The following is a 17,393-nucleotide window of genomic DNA, read 5'->3' as shown; positions in this document are numbered from 1 at the left end:
GGCGGTTTCCGTTATAATAAGTGGAGGATTTTCCCTGTTTATTTACTATTCAGGGATAATTCTTTATACAGGAGGACAGTTTTTATGATTTTATCATGTCAGAATATATGCAAAGCTTTTGGCGAAAAAGTAATTTTAAATGATGCATCTTTTCATATTGAAGACCGGGAAAAGGCAGCTCTTATCGGATGTAACGGTGCTGGAAAGACTACTCTTCTTCGTATCATCATGCAGGAGATTTCCGCGGATTCCGGCACGGTAGTACTTGCCCGGGACAAAAATATCGGCTATCTTGCCCAGTACCAGGATATCCACGGACACCATACTATCTACGAAGAGCTTCTTACCACCAAACAGCATATTATCGATATGGAACGCCGTATCCGTAATATGGAGCAGGAAATGAATACCGTAAAAGGCGATGACCTGAACCGCCTGATGGAGACATATACCCGCCTCACCCATCAGTTTGAACTGGAAAACGGCTATGCTTACAAAAGTGAGCTCACCGGTGTCCTGAAGGGTCTTGGTTTCACGGAAGAAGATTACGACAAACAGATCGAGAAACTTTCCGGAGGCCAGAAAACCCGTGTGGCACTTGGAAAGATGCTTCTCTCCAAGCCGGATATCCTTCTTCTGGATGAGCCTACCAACCACCTGGATATGGAAAGCATCTCCTGGCTGGAAACTTATCTTCTGAATTATCCGGGAGCTGTTTTCATCGTTTCCCATGACCGTTATTTTCTGGATAAAGTCGTCACCAAAGTTGTGGAGATCGAAGCCGGACAGACACGTGTCTACAGCGGCAACTACTCCGCCTATGCCCTTAAGAAGGCGCAGCTGCGCGATGCCCAGTACAAGGCGTACTTAAACCAGCAGAGAGATATCAAACATCAGGAAGCAGTCATTGCCAAACTGAAATCTTTTAACCGCGAAAAATCCATCAAGCGTGCAGAAAGCCGCGAGAAGATGCTGGACCGTGTACAGCGTATCGAAAAACCTCTGGAAATCCAGGACCGTATGCGTATTTCCCTGGAACCCCGTGTATTAAGCGGAAATGATGTACTCCATGTGGAGGAACTTTCCAAATCCTTCCCGGGGCAGACCCTGTTTTTCTGATATTTCTTTTGATATCAAGAGAGGGGAACGTGTAGCTCTTATCGGCAATAATGGAACCGGAAAAACAACGATGCTGAAGATCATCAACGGACTTATCGAGGCAGATGCCGGCAAGTTTTCCCTGGGTTCCAAAGTTCAGATCGGATATTATGACCAGGAACATCATGTTCTTCATATGGATAAAACTATTTTTCAGGAAATTTCCGACACGTATCCGACTCTTACCGAAACGGAGATCCGAAATATGCTTGCAGCATTCCTCTTTACCGGGGATGATGTATTTAAAGAAATCTCCGCACTTTCCGGTGGAGAAAGAGGTCGTGTTTCTCTTGCCAAGCTGATGCTTTCCGAAGCCAATTTCCTGATCCTGGATGAGCCTACCAACCATCTGGACATTGCTTCCAAGGAAATCCTCGAGGAAGCGCTGGTAAGCTACACCGGTACCGTCCTTTATGTCTCTCACGACCGTTACTTTATCAACCAGACCGCAACCCGGATCATGGAGCTTACCAACCAGGCCGTAGTAAATTACATCGGTGATTATGACTATTATCTGGAGAAAAAAGAAGAGCTGACCAGTGCTTACGCTCCGGGAAGTGACTCTTTGGAAGCGCCATCAGAAGAAAAGGCCGTTTCCGAAAACAAGCTTTCCTGGCAACAGATGAAAGAAGAACAGGCCAAAAAAAGAAAGCGGGAAGCCGAACTGAAAAAAGTAGAAGCCCGCATTGAAGAACTGGAAACAAGAGACAGCGAAATTGATGAAACCATGGTTCTCCCGGATGTCTGTACTAACGTTGCGGAATGTACCAAACTGAGCCGTGAAAAAGCAGCTATCGCCGAAGAACTGGAAGAACTTTATGAAAAATGGGAAGAGCTGGCCTGATGGTCAGCTCTTTTTGCCGGTTGATCCGGCGCTACATCTGTCCGTTTATAACAGTTCCTTCAGAAGATTCTCTTCAAACTGAGGCACACAGGCAAGAATGTCTTCATTTTTAAGATAAGATGGTTCTTCACCTTTCCAATTCTTTACTACACCGCCGGCTTCACGGAGGATAACTGTTCCCGCGGAATAATCCCAGGGTTTCAGGTCACGTTCAATATATCCATGCTCTCTTCCGCAGGCAACATAACACATGTCAAGTTCTGCAGAACCGGTACGTCGGAAATCCCCGCATTTCATAAAAATGCTGTAAAAAATGGGAAACAGATTTCTGGCTTCCTCTTTTTTATAAGGAGTGGAACCATAGGAAATAACCGCATCACCAAAATCCGGAGTATCCGATACCTGGATCTTTCTGCCATTAAGATAAGCACCTTCCCCTTTTGCCGCCTGGAACATTTCATCAGTAAAAGGATTGTAAACAATTCCAAAAACGATCTCGCCTTTTTCATAAAGTCCCAGTGCCACAGCACTCATATGAAAATCACGGATCAGATTGGTGGTTCCGTCAATAGGATCAAGGATCCAGTAGGTTTCCTCCTTTGAAAGCCCCAGATTCTCTTTCTCTTCCGCGATCAGGGAAATTTCCGGAAAAACCTTTCCAAGTTCTTCTTTCAGAAAGTTCTGTACAGCCAGATCTACATTTGTCACATAATTGGCAGCACCTTTTATCATCACTTCTTCCTCATCCATCTCTTTCAGGATAAGATCTTTTGTCTGTTTTACAAGATCTGCCACTTTTTTCTGTTCTTCTGCAGAAATCATTCTATTTCCTCCTTCACCATAAGCCATTTCTGATCTAACGGATCAGTCTGCCAAGCTGCTGTTCGAAACATACACCATCATTACGGTCTGTTCCCTCTTCCACTGCGTCCCGGATAGAAGCAGAGATAAAATCCACTGCCATGTTTACACAGTTTTCCATAGGATATCCCTTCACCAGCCCCGCACTGAGTACAGAGGCAAAAAGATCTCCGGTACCGGAATAACTGCCACCTGTTTTCCCGGCGAATACCCAGGAGCACTTTTCTTTTTCCAGAACAAGATTTCCCATTTTCAGTGGCTCGTCCTCTTCCCGGTGATCCACTCCGGTGATCACGACCGCAGGAAGAGAAAATCTCTTTGCAAGTCTGTATCCGGTTTCCCTGATCTGTGCCAGCCGTTCCTCACCGGAAAAACTCTGAAATTCCTTCCAGATTTCTTCCATCTTATTTTTCCCATAAAGAAGGAGCAATGCTTCTGTCAGATTTGGGGTGATCACATAGGAACGTCTGGCCAGTTCCCGAAATCTGCTGCAAAGTTCTTCTGTATAGATGGGATAAACTGCTCCGTCATCTCCCATTACCGGATCTGTCAGGATCAGCGTATCCTCTCCTGCAAATGTATCAATAAATTTCAGGATCTTATCGGCCTGTTTCTCATCCGAGAGAAATCCCGTGTAAATTCCGTCCGGAACAAATCCTCGTTTTTTCCATTCTTCCATATATGGAGCCATATGTTCTGTAAAATCTTCACAGAAATAGGTTTCATAGCCTGTCTGATTACTTAAAACAGCGGTGGGAAACGGACATGCCTGCACTCCCATCACCGAGATCACGGGAATTGCCGCTGTCAGCGAGCACTTTCCCAGCCCGGAAAGATCATTGATCACTGCTATTTTCTTCATCTCACTTCTCCAGTCTTGAGTTTTTTTCTGTATTATTATAGAATGAATTGTCAGGTTTACGCAATCATTTTTGGAAGGAAATTATCATACCTATGTTAAATATATCCACAGAACACAAAAAAGAACATCTCTACCTGGAGGTTTATCATTATTACCGGAAACTGATCATGGAAGAACGTCTTCTTCCGGGCAGCAAAATGCCATCACTCCGTAAATGCGCCCAGGAACTGAAATTAAGCCGTACCACTATAGAAAATGCATATCTTCAGCTTGCGGCAGACGGTTATATCATTGCCAGGGCACAGAGTGGTTATTACGTCACAGACATTGCCACCAAACAGCATCCTGTCATCCTGGAAAAGCATTCCGAAAACATGGTTCCCTGCCTTTATGATTTTGCTTCTTCCGGTGTTGACCGGGAGAGTTTCCGTTTTGATCTGTGGCAGCGCTATATCAAAAGTGCTCTCCGTCAGGATAACCGTATGCTTTCCTACGGAGAACCCCAGGGGGAAAAAGATCTCCGGGAGGTTCTTTCAGATTATATCCGGGAACGGCGAAATGTGATCTGTTCCCCTGACGATATCGTGGTAGGTGCCGGACTTCAGAGCCTTCTCCAGATCCTCTGCCCTCTGATCCGGGAGAGAAAAACCGTTTCATTCCCTACCCCGTCATTTATCCAGGGCAGTACAATTTTTGAAGATTACGGATTTGATGTCCATTACCGGGACAAAAACTGCGATGTGATCTATGTTTCCCCTGCCCACATGACCAAGTGGGGAGAGATCATGCCGGTGAAACGGCGTCTGGAACTGATCCATCATGCGGAAGCAAACAACCACCTTATCATTGAAGATGATTTTGAAAACGAATTTGTTTACCTGCAGAAACCTACTCCTTCTCTCTTTGGACTTGCAGGCGGGGAAAATGTTGTTTATATTGGTTCCTTTTCCAGACTTCTGCTGCCTTCGATCCGCGTAAGCTTTATGGTACTGCCTTCATCCCTCCGGGAACTGTATGCCCCAAAAGCTTCCTTTTATAATCAAACCGCTTCCAAGGCAGAACAGATTGCTCTGTGTCAGTTTATCCGTGACGGACATCTGGTTTCCCAGACAAGAAAGCTTCGCCGTCTGTACGCCCAGAAGCTGAAATCTCTTTCCTGTGCGGTACGGGAAGTCTTCGGAACAGACTGCCAGATCAAAACAGGGGCCGCCGGAACCAGTCTGGCTCTTACAATTCCCTGCACTGTCAACGGTAAAACACTGAAAGAGGCAGCTCGTGCAGAGGGTATGCGTCTGGAAATCCTGAAAGAAACTTCCAGTGACATTACCCTGGTTCTTTCCTGTTCTTCCATTCCCGTAAAAGATTTTCTGCCTGCATGTCAGCTGTTGAAAAATATTTCAGACAACTGCTGCAGCTTTTCTGCTTCTTCGGACATCCTTTCATAAAAAAAGGGCCTTCGCTGCTGTTTCTGAAAAAACAGACCACGAAGGCTCTTTCTTTATTCTTTAATCTCTTCGATTATCGATCATATAAAGCAGTGCATTTACAATACATGCGGCTATATTACTTCCGCCTTTGCGTCCTTTTGCAACAATATAAGGCACATCTGCGTGCATGATCAGTTCCTTCGACTGCACTACATTCACAAATCCGACCGGAACACCAATGATAAGCTCCGGAGAAATTTTTCCTTCCTCGATCAGCTCATAAAGGCGGACCAGTGCAGTAGGCGCGTTTCCAATGGCAAAGATCAGCTTCTCATCCATTTCTGCTGCTTTATCCATACAGGCAGTGGCTCTTGTAGTCCCGTTTTTTTTCGCAAGAGCAGCCACATCCTCATCTGACATAAAACAGTACGCTTCTCCACCGTAACGTGCAAGCGCCCGCTTATTAATACCCGCTTTTGCCATCTGGGTATCTGTGACAATGCACGCACCATTTCTGATCGCTTCCATTGCTTTTTCCACGGCACCATCCGAAAAGCAGAGATTTTCTGCATAGTCAAAATCCGCACTCGTGTGGATACAGCGTTTTACGATCAGTTCTGTTCCCGGGATCAGCGGTGTATCCCCAAGTTCTTCTGTAATGATCTCAAAACTTCTTTTTTCGATCTCCATGGGTTTTACATTTTCAAGCTCAACTTTCATTTCTGTTCATCCTCCGTAATCCCGTTTTCCAGTATCTCATATATTTTTTTCATATCCAGATGCTTCCGAAGCTCAGCTGCCAGGATATCATACTGTTGCTCTTTAAATGCCGCAAAATCCACCCCTGTCATATTCTCCACATCAATTCCTTTTTTTTCACCGATAACACGGATCATGGCTTCTGCTGATGCTTCCTTATCAAAAATGCCATGGATATACGTTCCACAGACATTTCCGGAAAAAGCACCTTCTTCTTTCTTTTCGCCGCTGACACTGTCTGTGATCCTGGTGACAGTTCCGGCATTTTCTTTCAGGATACTCTCTCCCATATGGATCTCATAACCCTCAACCTCTGTACCGGAAAGCGGTGCGAACACTCCGGAAAGCTCTCCAAAATGTCCCTGTACTCTTGTCCTTGTCTTCTTTTCGGCAAATACCGTCTCCATTGGGAGCAGGCCCATTCCCTTCATGGAACCTCCGTTTTCAACACCATGAGGATCACTTAATGTCTCCCCAAGCATCTGATAGCCGCCACAGACGCCAAAGATCAGCTTGCCTCTGGAAGCTTCCTTTAAGACTGCCGCCTCCATTCCGCTCTCCCGCATCCAGATCAGATCACCCATGGTATTCTTCGTTCCCGGAAGAATGATCATATCCGGCGAATGGAGATCTCTCGGGTGCTTCACATAACGCAGGGAAACTCCCGGAATACTTTCAAAAGGATTAAAATCTGTAAAATTGGAGATCCTTGGTGTACGGATCACCGCAATATCAATAACTCCGGCTTCCTGCTTCCGGTCAAAACGCTCCGTCAGGCTGTCTTCATCTTCTACCTGGATATCCAGATAAGGAGCCACACCGACCACCGGGATCCTGCTTCTCTCTTCCAGCATTTCCACACCCGGGTCCAGAATGGTCTTATCTCCACGGAACTTGTTGATGATCAGTCCCTTAACCATCGCCTTTTCGTCTTCTTCCAGAAGTTCCACTGTACCGATCAGCTGTGCAAAAACGCCTCCCCTGTCAATATCACCAACAAGGAGGACCGGTGCCTTGGCCATTTTTGCCATTCCCATATTTACGATATCTTCATCTTTAAGATTGATCTCTGCCGGGCTTCCTGCACCCTCGATCACAATAATGTCATTTTCTTCGGCAAGGGCATTGTAGGCTTTCATAACATCCGGAACCAGTGTTTTCTTATATTTAAAATAATCTCTGGCACTCATGGTCCCCAGAACTTCCCCGTTTACGATCACCTGGGAACCAACATCATTGGTAGGCTTCAAAAGGATGGGGTTCATAAGAACCGAAGGTTTGATCCCGGCTGCTTCCGCCTGCATGACCTGAGCCCTTCCCATCTCCAGACCATCCTCTGTGATAAATGAATTCAGCGCCATATTCTGTGATTTAAAAGGAGCCACGCGATAACCATCCTGTTTAAAGATCCTGCAAAGCCCTGCAGCAAGCAGGCTTTTTCCTGCATTGGACATGGTTCCCTGTACCATTATTGCTTTTGCCATAATATACCTCCCTCAAGTACTTCGATCAGTCTTATATTCTCCTCATGACGCTTCACCGCAACCCGGTAATAACCTTTTTTCAGACCAGGATAATTGCTGCAGTCACGGATCAGTATTCTCTTCCGCAAACAGAAATCAAACAATTCTTCCGGGCCTTTAAAGAAAATATAATTGGCCTCTGACGGAAATACCTGATATCCGATACGGGTCATCTCCTCTTTCAGCCACTGTGCTTCCTGAAAAACAAGCTGCCGTCCCTTTTCCACATACTCCGTCTCTTCAAGTGCCTGGATTCCTGCTGCCTGTGCCATGGTGGAAACGTTCCAGGGCTGAACGCACAGTTCCATTTTTTCCAGAAGTTTTCTGTTGGAACAGAGGCCATATCCAAGACGTACACCGGCCATAGCATACCGTTTTGTAAATGCCTTCAGGATAAAAAGATTGTTAAATCCGGAAAGTGAACGTTTCAGAGAATACTCCTGCGGCTCTTTTACAAAATCAAGAAAACACTCATCCACAACCAGAAGGATCTCAAGCTTTCTGCATTTTTCCAGGATTTTTTTCAGAAGCCTGTGTGGGATCAGCATGCCGGTAGGATTGTTGGGATTGCATAAAAAAGCTATATCCAGACCTTTATGGAGGATATCCAGATACGAATCACCCAGTACAAATCCGTCATTTTCTGTGAGCATATAATATTCCAGCTCACACCCCATACTTGCCAGTGCCTGTCCGTACTCTGCAAATGTAGGCGCAGGGATCAGTGCCCTTTTGGGATTTACCGCACGGCAGAGCGTAAAGATCACCTCTGCCGCCCCGTTTCCGCAGACAATTTCTTCTTCTTTTACACCTTCATACTCTGCGATTTTTTCCCGGAGAAGGCTGCACCCCACCTGAGGATACTGTGCAATATGATCCAGACTGCGGATAATGGCCTGTTTCACACGTTCCGGTGTCCCAAGCGGATTTAAGTTTGCTGAAAAATCCAGGCAGTCTTTATATTTATATACGTCTCCCCCATGTATGTGTTTTGTCATTGGTCATTCTCCTGTCTGTTCTGTAATTGTCTTCTCTGCTTTTTCACAGTCTGTTAAAGAAACATCAAACGGATTCCTGCACTGATCGCCGCAAAAACGATCACGCCCAGCACAGATGCCGCATACATCAGACGGTTGGCTCTCCTGATATCTTCCGGCTCCACCGGACGGATCGGATCTCCAATCGTAGGTTTTTCATATAATTTTCCAAAATAATATGCATTTCCAGCAAGCTGTACATCCAGAGCGCCCGCCATGGCAGCCTCAGTCTGTGCAGAGTTGGGACTTGCATGGTTTCTCCGGTCTCTTCTGTAGATCTTTGCCGCATTCTTCGTATCCATCCCTGTAAAAACAGTTCCTGCTACCATCAGCCAGCCGGAGAGCCTGGCAGGGATATAATTTGCCACATCATCCAGTTTGGCTGCAACACGGCCAAAATACAGGTATTTATCATTTTTGTACCCCAGCATGGAATCCATGGTATTGATGCCTTTGTACAGAAACATCAGCGGCACACCACCAATGGCCATATAAAACATGGGCGCGATAACACCATCCGAAGCATTTTCCGCAACTGTTTCCACTGCTGCTTTTGTCACACCGGTTTCCGTAAGCTCTTTGGTATCACGGCCAACGATCATGGAAACCGCATAACGCGCCTCATCCAGTGTCCCGTTTTTCAGGCTGTCATAAACTTTCATGCTTTCATCTTTCAGAGAACGGGTGGCAAGCAGCTGATAGCACCAGAATACCTCCAGCACAAAACCGGCCACCGGCAGAAAACGATAAAGATAATAAAGGACCAGAAATGGCACACCACCACTGAACAGACAGATAAGAACTACGGTCACAAAGCCTCCTGCCAGCTCTCCTCCATGACTTTTCGGAAAAATCTTCCGAATGGCTTTCTCCAGTACCGTGATCAGATTTCCGATAACACAGACAGGATGGTACAGCCATCTGGGATCCCCGATAAGAAGATCCAGCACAAATCCAAGGATCAGTGCCAAAAGACTATATTTCAGCATCTTTTTTCTGCCTCCGTTCTTTTTTATATTCCAGCGCATTTTTAAGGAAATGTACGGGAACTTTCGGATTTCCATAATAATAAAGATGGGGAAATCCTGCCATCAGCCGTCCCTCATAATGCATACAGTCCCAGCCTCTTGTGGATGCCGGTTTGGATGCATGAAAATCGGTTCCGCAATCTGTGGAGTCAAAATAATGGAATTCATGAGCCGGGATCTCACCAAGGCCGGAATCCTTTTTTTCCGTAAGAGTAATATATCCAAATCTGGTCAGTTTCGGTGTACGGAAAGATCTTCCCGGGATCACGCCGCAGACTTTGCGGAAATTTCCCTCCATATCTTCCATTTCCTGATGAAGATACATAAAACCGCCGCATTCCGCCAGACAGGGCATTCCACCTTCCACGGCCTTCCGTATCGAGCTGCACATCTCCTGGTTTTCCTCCAGGGTTTTTCCATTCAGCTCCGGATAACCGCCACAGAGAAGAAGCCCGTCCAGATCCCCGGGAAGCTCTGTATCATGGATCGGGGAAAAATGTACCAGTTCTGCTCCCATCTGTTCCAGCAGACTTAAATTATCTGCATAAAAGAAACAAAACGCCTCATCGTCCGCCACACCGATCCGCACCTTTTCTGCCGAGCGATATCCAAACGCACTGTCTTTCCGGATAAGATCCGAAAATTCCGGTATAGATAGTTCCGGTGCTTTTCCTGCCAGTTTCAGGATTCCGTCAATATCCAGTGTTTTTTCCAGTATTTCCGAAAGTTTCCCCAGCCTGTTTTTAAGTTCCGGGATCTCTTCCGGAAGCACAAGACCCAGATGGCGGCTTTCGATCACACAGTCCTCCACTTTCGGGACATATCCCAGCACTTTTACAGAAAGCTCCTCTTCCAGAAGTTTTTTCATCCGGGGATACAGCATTGGAGACATCTGGTTGAAGATCACGCCCTGGATATGACTGTCGTTTTTATATTCCAGAAAGCCTTTCACATAGGCAGCCAGAGACACACTCATCCCACGACTGTTTACGATCAGGATCACCGGCGTATCCGTAACAGAAGCCAGATCATAGGCACTGGCTCTGGATGTGGTGCCTCCCACACCGTCATAATATCCCATAACGCCTTCCATTACCGCAATCTCACAATCTCCGGCATTCTTTGCAAGAAGATATCTCGTACGATCTCCATCTGTAAAAAAAGTATCCAGGTTCCTGGATTTTGTTCCGATCACACGGCTGTGGAACATCGGATCAATATAGTCCGGTCCGCATTTAAAAGATGCAGTTTTTAACTTCCGGTTCACCAGTGCCTGAAGAAGTCCGCAGGTGATCAGTGTTTTTCCGCTTCCGCTGGCACCTGCCGCGAGAAGTATCCTTGGAATCTTCACCGAATTTCCTCCCCTCTTCCACTGCAGGAAATGATATAAATAGGATTCTCTCCCATCATCATATGATAGCGCCCTATGGATTTGGATCTTGCCGCCGCAAGCTGCACAATATCCACATCTTCCAGTCCAAAATCACGGATGGCATTCATGGCTTCTGTCACAGTTTCCAGGGTAATACAGTTGATCACGATCCTTACTTTCGGATTTTTTTCCAGAAGAAGGTTTATGATATCCTGCATATTTCCGGAAGATCCGCCAATAAACGCATGGGTCGGAGCAGGAAGTTCTGTCATGGCTTCCGGCGCCACTCCCGGTATGATCACAAGGTTATCCACCGCGAATTTCTTTTTATTTTCTTTCAAAAGAGCAAGGGCATCTTCTTTTTTCTCAATGGCATAAACCTGGCCCATCCATGCACGCAGAGCCATCTCTACAGACACGGAACCTGTGCCCGCACCCACATCATAGCACACCGAATCTTCGGACAGGCGAAGCTTGGAGAGAGAGACGGTACGCACTTCCTCCTTGGTCATAGGCGCTTTTCCACGAAGAAATTCTCCATCACTGATTCCATGGACTGCAGACATTGGCGTAGCCTTTTCATTGCAGGCAGTCACCACACCCAGAGCATCTCCACGATACTCTGTAAGGTTTGCCGCCTTATCGTGAAAGATCTTCTCGTTTTCGTAGGAAAGATTTTCTCCCACATAGAGCGTCACATCTCCCATTCCATAATATACAAGCCTGGATGCCAGTACAGCCACTCCGTCTTCTGTTCCGAGAATCGAAAATACTTTTGGATTATGGCGTATCAGGGAGATCAGATTACAGTTCCGTCCATGAGCACTGACGATCTTCGCGTCATCCCAGGAAAGACCGATCTTCGACATAAAATATACCACAGAAGAAATTCCGCAGATCACCTCAACATTGCCATCCAGCTGATCGATCAGCTTCTTCGCACCACTGTAAAATCCCACATCGCCGGAAAGGGCGATCGCCACCGTACGGTACTTCGGATGTTCCCTGATGTACTCCACGATCTTTTCGCTCCGATATTCATGAAGAACCATCTGACCGGGTTTCTGCACTGCTTCGGTCATACGTTTCGCCCCGATAAGAAGTTCAGCCTCATTGAGCGCTTTTTTTCCCTCCAGCGTCAGCGTCTTCTCTGCTCCCATGCCGATTCCCACAAGAGAAATCTTCTGAGACAGCGTAAATCCAAACATTTTTGAAAGAAATACTCTTGCATCCTGCAGGGAAAGCCCCTCTTCTTTCAGAGGTCTTCCAATGATCACAGGAGTAACCCCGCAACGCTGGCAGGCCTCCATCTTCTCCGGAAATCCTCCCGCAAGACCGGTATCTTTTGTCACCAGATAACTGCACTGAAACTGGCGCAGCATCGCTTCATTGATCTCAGCGGAAAACGGTCCCTGCATTCCTATGAGGTGTTTTCCTTCGATTCCAAGTTCCGCACAGGAGCGGATCACAGAAGGAATGGACAGGACTCTGGCAAATAAACGCTCTTTATAATCCGGAATTCCTGTAAATTTCGCCAGTTCCTTACTTCCTGTTGTAAGAAAAATATTTCCTTCTGTACCGGAAAGAAACGCTGCCGCTTCTTCTGTGCTTTCCACATAGATGGCTTCACTGTTCTTCTCTCCTTCAGGGCGAAGGATCCGCTGATACAAAACACCTGCGCTCTCACAGGCTGTGCGGATATTTTTCGTTACTTCCGCAGCATAAGGATGGGTGGCATCCAGAACGATCTCCGGGTTCTCCTTCCGGAAAAGTTCCTCCATATCCTCTGTTTTCAGCCTGCCGGCACTGACATGAAGAAATTCATTTTCCTGTAGAAGAGATCCGCCATATTCCGTAGCTGCACATGCATAAACAGAAACCCTGTTCTCCGCAAGAAACTCACAGAGTGCATAACCTTCTGTCGTGCCTGCAAAAACAATGGCTTTATACATTCTTATATCCTCTTGGTGTTACCATTTTACCATTGATATTTTTGGTCTGGGAATTTCCCACAAAAACAGTGGTAAACATATCTACTTCTGTATCCCGGAGTTCTTTCAGGGTCATTACCTGTGCATGTTCTCCGTCACGGGCGATCTGTGCAACCGTACCGCAGACAGTATCCGGAGATTTGTATTTCATCATCAGATCGCATGCTTTCTGAAGATAATCTTTACGCTTTCTGCTGGAAGGATTATAGAGACACACTACAAAATCTGCCTGTGCGGCTGCCAGAAGTCTTGCCTCGATCTTTTCCCATGGTGTGAGAAGATCGCTCAGGCTGATCAGGCAGAAATCATGGATCAGCGGTGCTCCCAGGACTGCCGCTCCTCCCGTGGCTGCTGTCACACCTGGAATGATCGTCAGCTCCACGTCCGGGTAATTTTCTCCGACTTCATACATCAGTCCTGCCATTCCATATACACCGGCATCCCCACTGCAGATCATGGAAACAGTTTTTCCTTTTTTTGCTTCCTCAAAAGCAAGGACACAGCGGTCTACCTCTTTTTTCATGGGTGTGGTCATAAATTCTTTTCCTGCAAAATATTCTTTTACAAGATCCACATATACTGTATAACCGATGATCACATCACTTTCATTTAATGCACGGATCGCTCTTCCAGTCATCTGGTCGTATGCGCCCGGTCCAATTCCTACAACATAAATCTTACTCAAAATGTATCCTCCGATTTCCGGCTGCAAGAGCGGTAGTCACACCGTCCCGGCCTGTTTTTTTTCTGATCAGGGTTCCCTGTCCGGATGCAAGCACTGCGCTTCTCTCACAGACATTGTCAACTCCCGTTATTTTTTTCACAAATTTTGACGGAGTAAACTCTCCTTTTACTGTCTTCAGTTCTTCTTCCGTGAACGTCTCAAAAAGAAGATGCCAGGATTCTGCCAGGGAAAGCAACCCTGGTTCCTCTTTTTTCAGGTCAATGCTGGCTATGGAATGCAGGGCCTCCTTATAAAGATCTGCTTCCTGCAGACATTCAATCGCCGCGCTCTGAATGGATGCAGCATCCTTTCCCTTCCGGCATCCCATGCCAAGAACTGCTGCCGGGGGAACTACATGTACGGTGTTGGTAAATGGCAGACAGCTTCTGTGCAGAGTGACCGCGATACCTGTTTCCGGCACTTCCCCGGCTGACGCATTCCTCTGCCCTGTCCCTGTCGTTGATGGGATTCCGTCTTTCCCACAGAGTACCAGCCCGTCCGGCAGATCGCCTTCCCATGGAAATTCACTGTAAAAACCGATCTTCTCTCCTGCAAGCAGTGCGGCAGATGCTTCCTTGGCCGCTTTCATATGGAAAATGGCACACCCGTTCTTTTTTGCAAAAACATCTACTGCAAAACGGCTGTGAAGATCTGTCGCCGTAGTCACCACCGGCGTAGCGTGAAGATATCCGGCACAGCGGACCGCCAGCTCATTGGCTCCCCCAAGATGTCCGGAGAGAAGAGAAATCACAAACTGCCCGCACTCATCAATTACCAGAACTGCAGGATCTGTTTTTTTCCCGGCAATATACGGTGCAATGCTGCGAACGGCAATTCCACAGGCCCCGATAAAGATCACGCCATCTTTTCCCGCCTGAAACTGTTCCCCGGCCCACTGGGAAGTGGAGATGGAAACAGAATCCGGGAGATAACGGCTTTTTTTTGCAAGAGTGACCTGCTCCCCTTCTGTTTTCAGTGCTTTCTGAAGTTTTTCCCCTGTCTCCAGCCCTGTCATACTGAAGCAAATGATGGAAATATTCATATTTTATTTCGTAGCCTCACGGAATTCTGTGGTAAATCCCGGATCATACAGCTTAGATCTGTCATAATGGGCAGCATTTACCGCATCACCTACCAGCATCAGAGCTGTTTTTGTGATATTGTTTTCTTTTGCTGTCTGAGCCAGTGTTCCCACTGTACAGATAAATTTCTTCTCATCCGGCCAGGTTGCCTTGTAAACAATGGCAGCCGGTGTATCTTCCCGGTATCCGCCCTCTACCAGTCTGCGGCTCAGTTCTTCCAGCATACCTGTACTGAGGAAAATTACCATCGTTGCGTTATGGGCCGCAAAAGACTGAATGCTCTCTTTCGCCGGTACCGGTGTTCTTCCTTCCATTCTTGTAATGATCACACTCTGGGAAATATCCGGAAGTGTATATTCCAGGTTCAGTGCGGATGCTGCTCCACAAAATGCGCTGACACCAGGACAGGAATCATACGGGATCCCTTTTTCATCCAGGATATCCATCTGCTCACGGATCGCACCGTAGATACATGGATCACCGGTATGAAGGCGGACTGTCATTTTTCCCTCTTTCTCCGCTCTCTCCATAACGGAGATTACTTCTTCCAGTGTCATTTTCGCACTGTTGTGGATGGTGCACACATCCTTGGAATATTCCAGAAGCTGAGGATTTACAAGAGATCCTGCATAAATGATCACATCCGCTTCCTCAAGATACTGTTTTCCTCTTACTGTGATAAGATCCGGTGCTCCCGGTCCTGCGCCTACAAAATGTACCATAATCTATTCCTCTCTTCTGTCTTTATTTTCTTTGATAATGATCAGAGAATAATATCCTGCATCCTCCGGGATCTCTTCTGCAGTTCTGTAGATCTTTTCATCCGGCATTCCGCAGTTTTCGATCATCATGGCTTCCGCTCCCTGAGCAAGAAGTTCTGCTTTCACATCTTTCATTTTCTTTCCGGCTTTCATGAGAACCTTGGTTCCCGGAAGTTTCAGGGCATCTTCTATCTGATAGGAAGCCGGAATCACATGAAGAGGCTCTGCCTTTTCCACAAGGCCCGTGTTCAGACGTGCGGAAACCGCGCAGAAAGATGTGATACCACAGACAATCTCTGTCTCATATCCCTGTGCCACAAGTCTGTGATGAACATAGAGATATGTGGAATAAACAGTCGGGTCTCCCAAAGTCAGAAACACCACATTTTTTCCCTGGTCAAGAACTTCCTTTACTTTCTGTGCCCCTGCATCATGATAACTTTTCAGAACTTCAGGGTCCTTGGACATTGGAAATGGTACCGCAAGAAGTTCCTTTTTTCCAAGCTCAGGATATGCTCCCTCTACGATCTTAAATGCTACTGTATCCTCCGGAACCTGTCCCGGAAGTGCGATCACCTCTGCCTCTTTTACAAGTCGGAGTGCTTTTAAAGTGAGAAGTTCCGGATCTCCCGGTCCTACACCTACACCGTATAATTTTCCTGCCATTTTTATTTCCTCCTGTTATATTTTTACGACAGGGATATATTCCTGTCTGTTATTCAGATTGTATCTTATGGATCAGTTTTTCCGCATCCCGAGTCTGTCCCAGAAAGCCATACACATTGGAAAACACCACTGCTCCCAGAAGGATCTGTTCATAAGACCTGTGATCCAGATAAAACTGTATCTTCTCCATAACGATATCCATCGTTTCTCTCAGAATCCCATATCTGTTAAGAACCTCCAGCGCTTCATCTGTAGTACCGGCTTTCAGGATCTCTCTGGCACATTCCAGTGGTCCTCCCGCACGGATAGCACTTGCACAGAGAACCTCCATCCTTCCATCTGCACAGTGAGAATGCGTGTTCATGATCCCGGCTGCAACTTTCACAAATTTACCGATATGCGCTACAAAAAGGATTCCTTTTACTCCCATATCGATGGCCATGTCGATCGTCTCACCTACATAATTGCTGCATTTGATATTGTTTTCAAAAGGGATGGTCATATGCTCCCGCAGATAATCCGCCCCGTAATTTCCAGGTGTTACCAGAATATATTTCTCTCCCTGGCAAAAATGCTGTTTCATCTCCACATGGATGCTTTCGATCAGGGCTTTTTCACTCATGGGCTCTACAATACCACTGGTTCCAAGAATTGAAATTCCTCCGATGATTCCCAGACGGGGATTAAAAGTTTTCTTTGCGATCTCCTCTCCCTCAGGAACCGATACCGTGAGCTTCAGCCCGCCTTCATAATCGTATTCCTGCGCCGCTTCTTCCGCTTCTTTCAGGATCATTGCCCGCGGGACCGGATTGATCGCCGCCTCACCAATCTTCTGCGACAGACCCGGTTTCGTGACACGGCCTACTCCGATGCCACCATCCAGAATGATCTGAGGACGGCTTGCACCGGTTCCGATATCTTCACAATTATCTGTTTCTGAATCCCGACAGCAGATTTTTTCTGCTTTTACATACACCAGGATTCCGTTAGTCGTGTCCGGATCATCTCCCGCATCTTTCCGGACAGCACAGGAAACATAATTATCTCCACGAGTAATATCGTGAAGAGCCAGCGTAAGGGTGATACCCTTCGGAGTGGGAAGCGTTACCTCGGAAAGTTCCCTCCCGGATAACAGCATACGGACCGCACCACTGGCAGCCCCAGCCGCACAGGAACCGGTGGTGTAACCGTAGCGGAGGCGTTTGTTGTTTTTTATAATGTATTTGTTTTCCAGACCATTCATATGGGGCACCTCCTTTTTTTAATGAGTTTTTTGTAGGAAATTTTTTTCGTTTGTT

The 17,393-nt window shown here is 46.6% G+C and carries 14 protein-coding genes and 1 pseudogene; 2 read left to right on the top strand and 13 right to left on the bottom strand.

Features of this window, described 5'->3' with window-relative positions:
* The first annotated feature begins 84 nt into the window (after positions 1 to 84).
* Positions 85 to 2,002, top strand: a pseudogene (locus tag AC04Q6_RS01040) (ABC-F family ATP-binding cassette domain-containing protein).
* A 45-nt stretch (positions 2,003 to 2,047) separates the two neighbouring features.
* On the opposite strand, the gene AC04Q6_RS01035 reads toward AC04Q6_RS01040, so the two are convergent.
* Entirely contained in the window at positions 2,048 to 2,824 is a 777-nt protein-coding gene (locus AC04Q6_RS01035) for an inositol monophosphatase family protein (protein ID WP_021977730.1), read from the bottom strand.
* A 34-nt stretch (positions 2,825 to 2,858) separates the two neighbouring features.
* On the bottom strand, positions 2,859 to 3,725 hold the full coding sequence (locus AC04Q6_RS01030; protein WP_021977729.1) for a pyridoxamine kinase: 867 nt from the start codon (positions 3,723 to 3,725) through the stop codon (positions 2,859 to 2,861).
* Positions 3,726 to 3,817: 92 nt separating this feature from the next.
* Between AC04Q6_RS01030 and pdxR the strand changes: the two genes are divergently transcribed.
* Complete coding sequence (gene pdxR / locus AC04Q6_RS01025; protein ID WP_174087673.1) at positions 3,818 to 5,170, top strand: MocR-like pyridoxine biosynthesis transcription factor PdxR; 1,353 nt, start codon at positions 3,818 to 3,820, stop codon at positions 5,168 to 5,170.
* Positions 5,171 to 5,230: 60 nt separating this feature from the next.
* Here the strand turns inward: pdxR and AC04Q6_RS01020 are convergent, their stop codons facing one another.
* Genes AC04Q6_RS01020 through cbiD form a run of 11 tightly spaced genes read right to left on the bottom strand, consistent with a single transcriptional unit; the run spans position 5,231 to position 17,338 of the window.
* On the bottom strand, positions 5,231 to 5,872 hold the full coding sequence (locus AC04Q6_RS01020; protein ID WP_118064295.1) for a precorrin-8X methylmutase: 642 nt from the start codon (positions 5,870 to 5,872) through the stop codon (positions 5,231 to 5,233).
* Positions 5,869 to 7,395, bottom strand: a complete 1,527-nt coding sequence (locus AC04Q6_RS01015) for a cobyric acid synthase (protein WP_118064298.1) — start codon at positions 7,393 to 7,395, stop codon at positions 5,869 to 5,871. The genes AC04Q6_RS01020 and AC04Q6_RS01015 overlap by 4 nt, the downstream gene beginning before the upstream one ends.
* Positions 7,380 to 8,432: a threonine-phosphate decarboxylase CobD gene (cobD, locus tag AC04Q6_RS01010; protein ID WP_021977725.1), complete on the bottom strand. Its 1,053-nt coding sequence runs from the start codon at positions 8,430 to 8,432 to the stop codon at positions 7,380 to 7,382. Before cobD ends, AC04Q6_RS01015 begins: the two co-directional genes overlap by 16 nt.
* A 53-nt stretch (positions 8,433 to 8,485) precedes the next feature.
* The gene (cbiB, locus tag AC04Q6_RS01005) at positions 8,486 to 9,460 is read right to left on the bottom strand and encodes an adenosylcobinamide-phosphate synthase CbiB (protein WP_476389465.1); all 975 of its coding nucleotides are present in this window, start codon (positions 9,458 to 9,460) and stop codon (positions 8,486 to 8,488) included.
* Entirely contained in the window at positions 9,447 to 10,850 is a 1,404-nt protein-coding gene (locus AC04Q6_RS01000) for a cobyrinic acid a,c-diamide synthase CobB (RefSeq protein WP_476389464.1), read from the bottom strand. The genes cbiB and AC04Q6_RS01000 overlap by 14 nt, the downstream gene beginning before the upstream one ends.
* Positions 10,847 to 12,823, bottom strand: a complete 1,977-nt coding sequence (gene cobK / locus AC04Q6_RS00995) for a precorrin-6A reductase (protein WP_476389463.1) — start codon at positions 12,821 to 12,823, stop codon at positions 10,847 to 10,849. Before cobK ends, AC04Q6_RS01000 begins: the two co-directional genes overlap by 4 nt.
* Positions 12,816 to 13,547, bottom strand: coding sequence for a precorrin-3B C(17)-methyltransferase (gene cobJ / locus AC04Q6_RS00990; RefSeq protein WP_118071477.1), 732 nt, complete (start codon positions 13,545 to 13,547; stop codon positions 12,816 to 12,818). Before cobJ ends, cobK begins: the two co-directional genes overlap by 8 nt.
* Positions 13,540 to 14,628: a cobalt-precorrin 5A hydrolase gene (locus AC04Q6_RS00985; protein WP_294421134.1), complete on the bottom strand. Its 1,089-nt coding sequence runs from the start codon at positions 14,626 to 14,628 to the stop codon at positions 13,540 to 13,542. The genes cobJ and AC04Q6_RS00985 overlap by 8 nt, the downstream gene beginning before the upstream one ends.
* A 3-nt stretch (positions 14,629 to 14,631) precedes the next feature.
* Complete coding sequence (cobM, locus tag AC04Q6_RS00980; protein ID WP_021977719.1) at positions 14,632 to 15,390, bottom strand: precorrin-4 C(11)-methyltransferase; 759 nt, start codon at positions 15,388 to 15,390, stop codon at positions 14,632 to 14,634.
* A gap of 3 nt (positions 15,391 to 15,393) precedes the next feature.
* A complete protein-coding gene (gene cobI / locus AC04Q6_RS00975; protein WP_118064311.1) occupies positions 15,394 to 16,095 on the bottom strand; it encodes a precorrin-2 C(20)-methyltransferase in 702 nt (233 codons plus the stop codon).
* A gap of 49 nt (positions 16,096 to 16,144) precedes the next feature.
* Positions 16,145 to 17,338, bottom strand: a complete 1,194-nt coding sequence (gene cbiD, locus AC04Q6_RS00970; RefSeq protein WP_476389462.1) for a cobalt-precorrin-5B (C(1))-methyltransferase CbiD — start codon at positions 17,336 to 17,338, stop codon at positions 16,145 to 16,147.
* Between the last annotated feature and the right edge of the window lie 55 nt (positions 17,339 to 17,393).

This window comes from Blautia sp. HA9023, from assembly GCF_056504095.1.
This window is presented reverse-complemented; position numbering and strand designations above follow the sequence as displayed.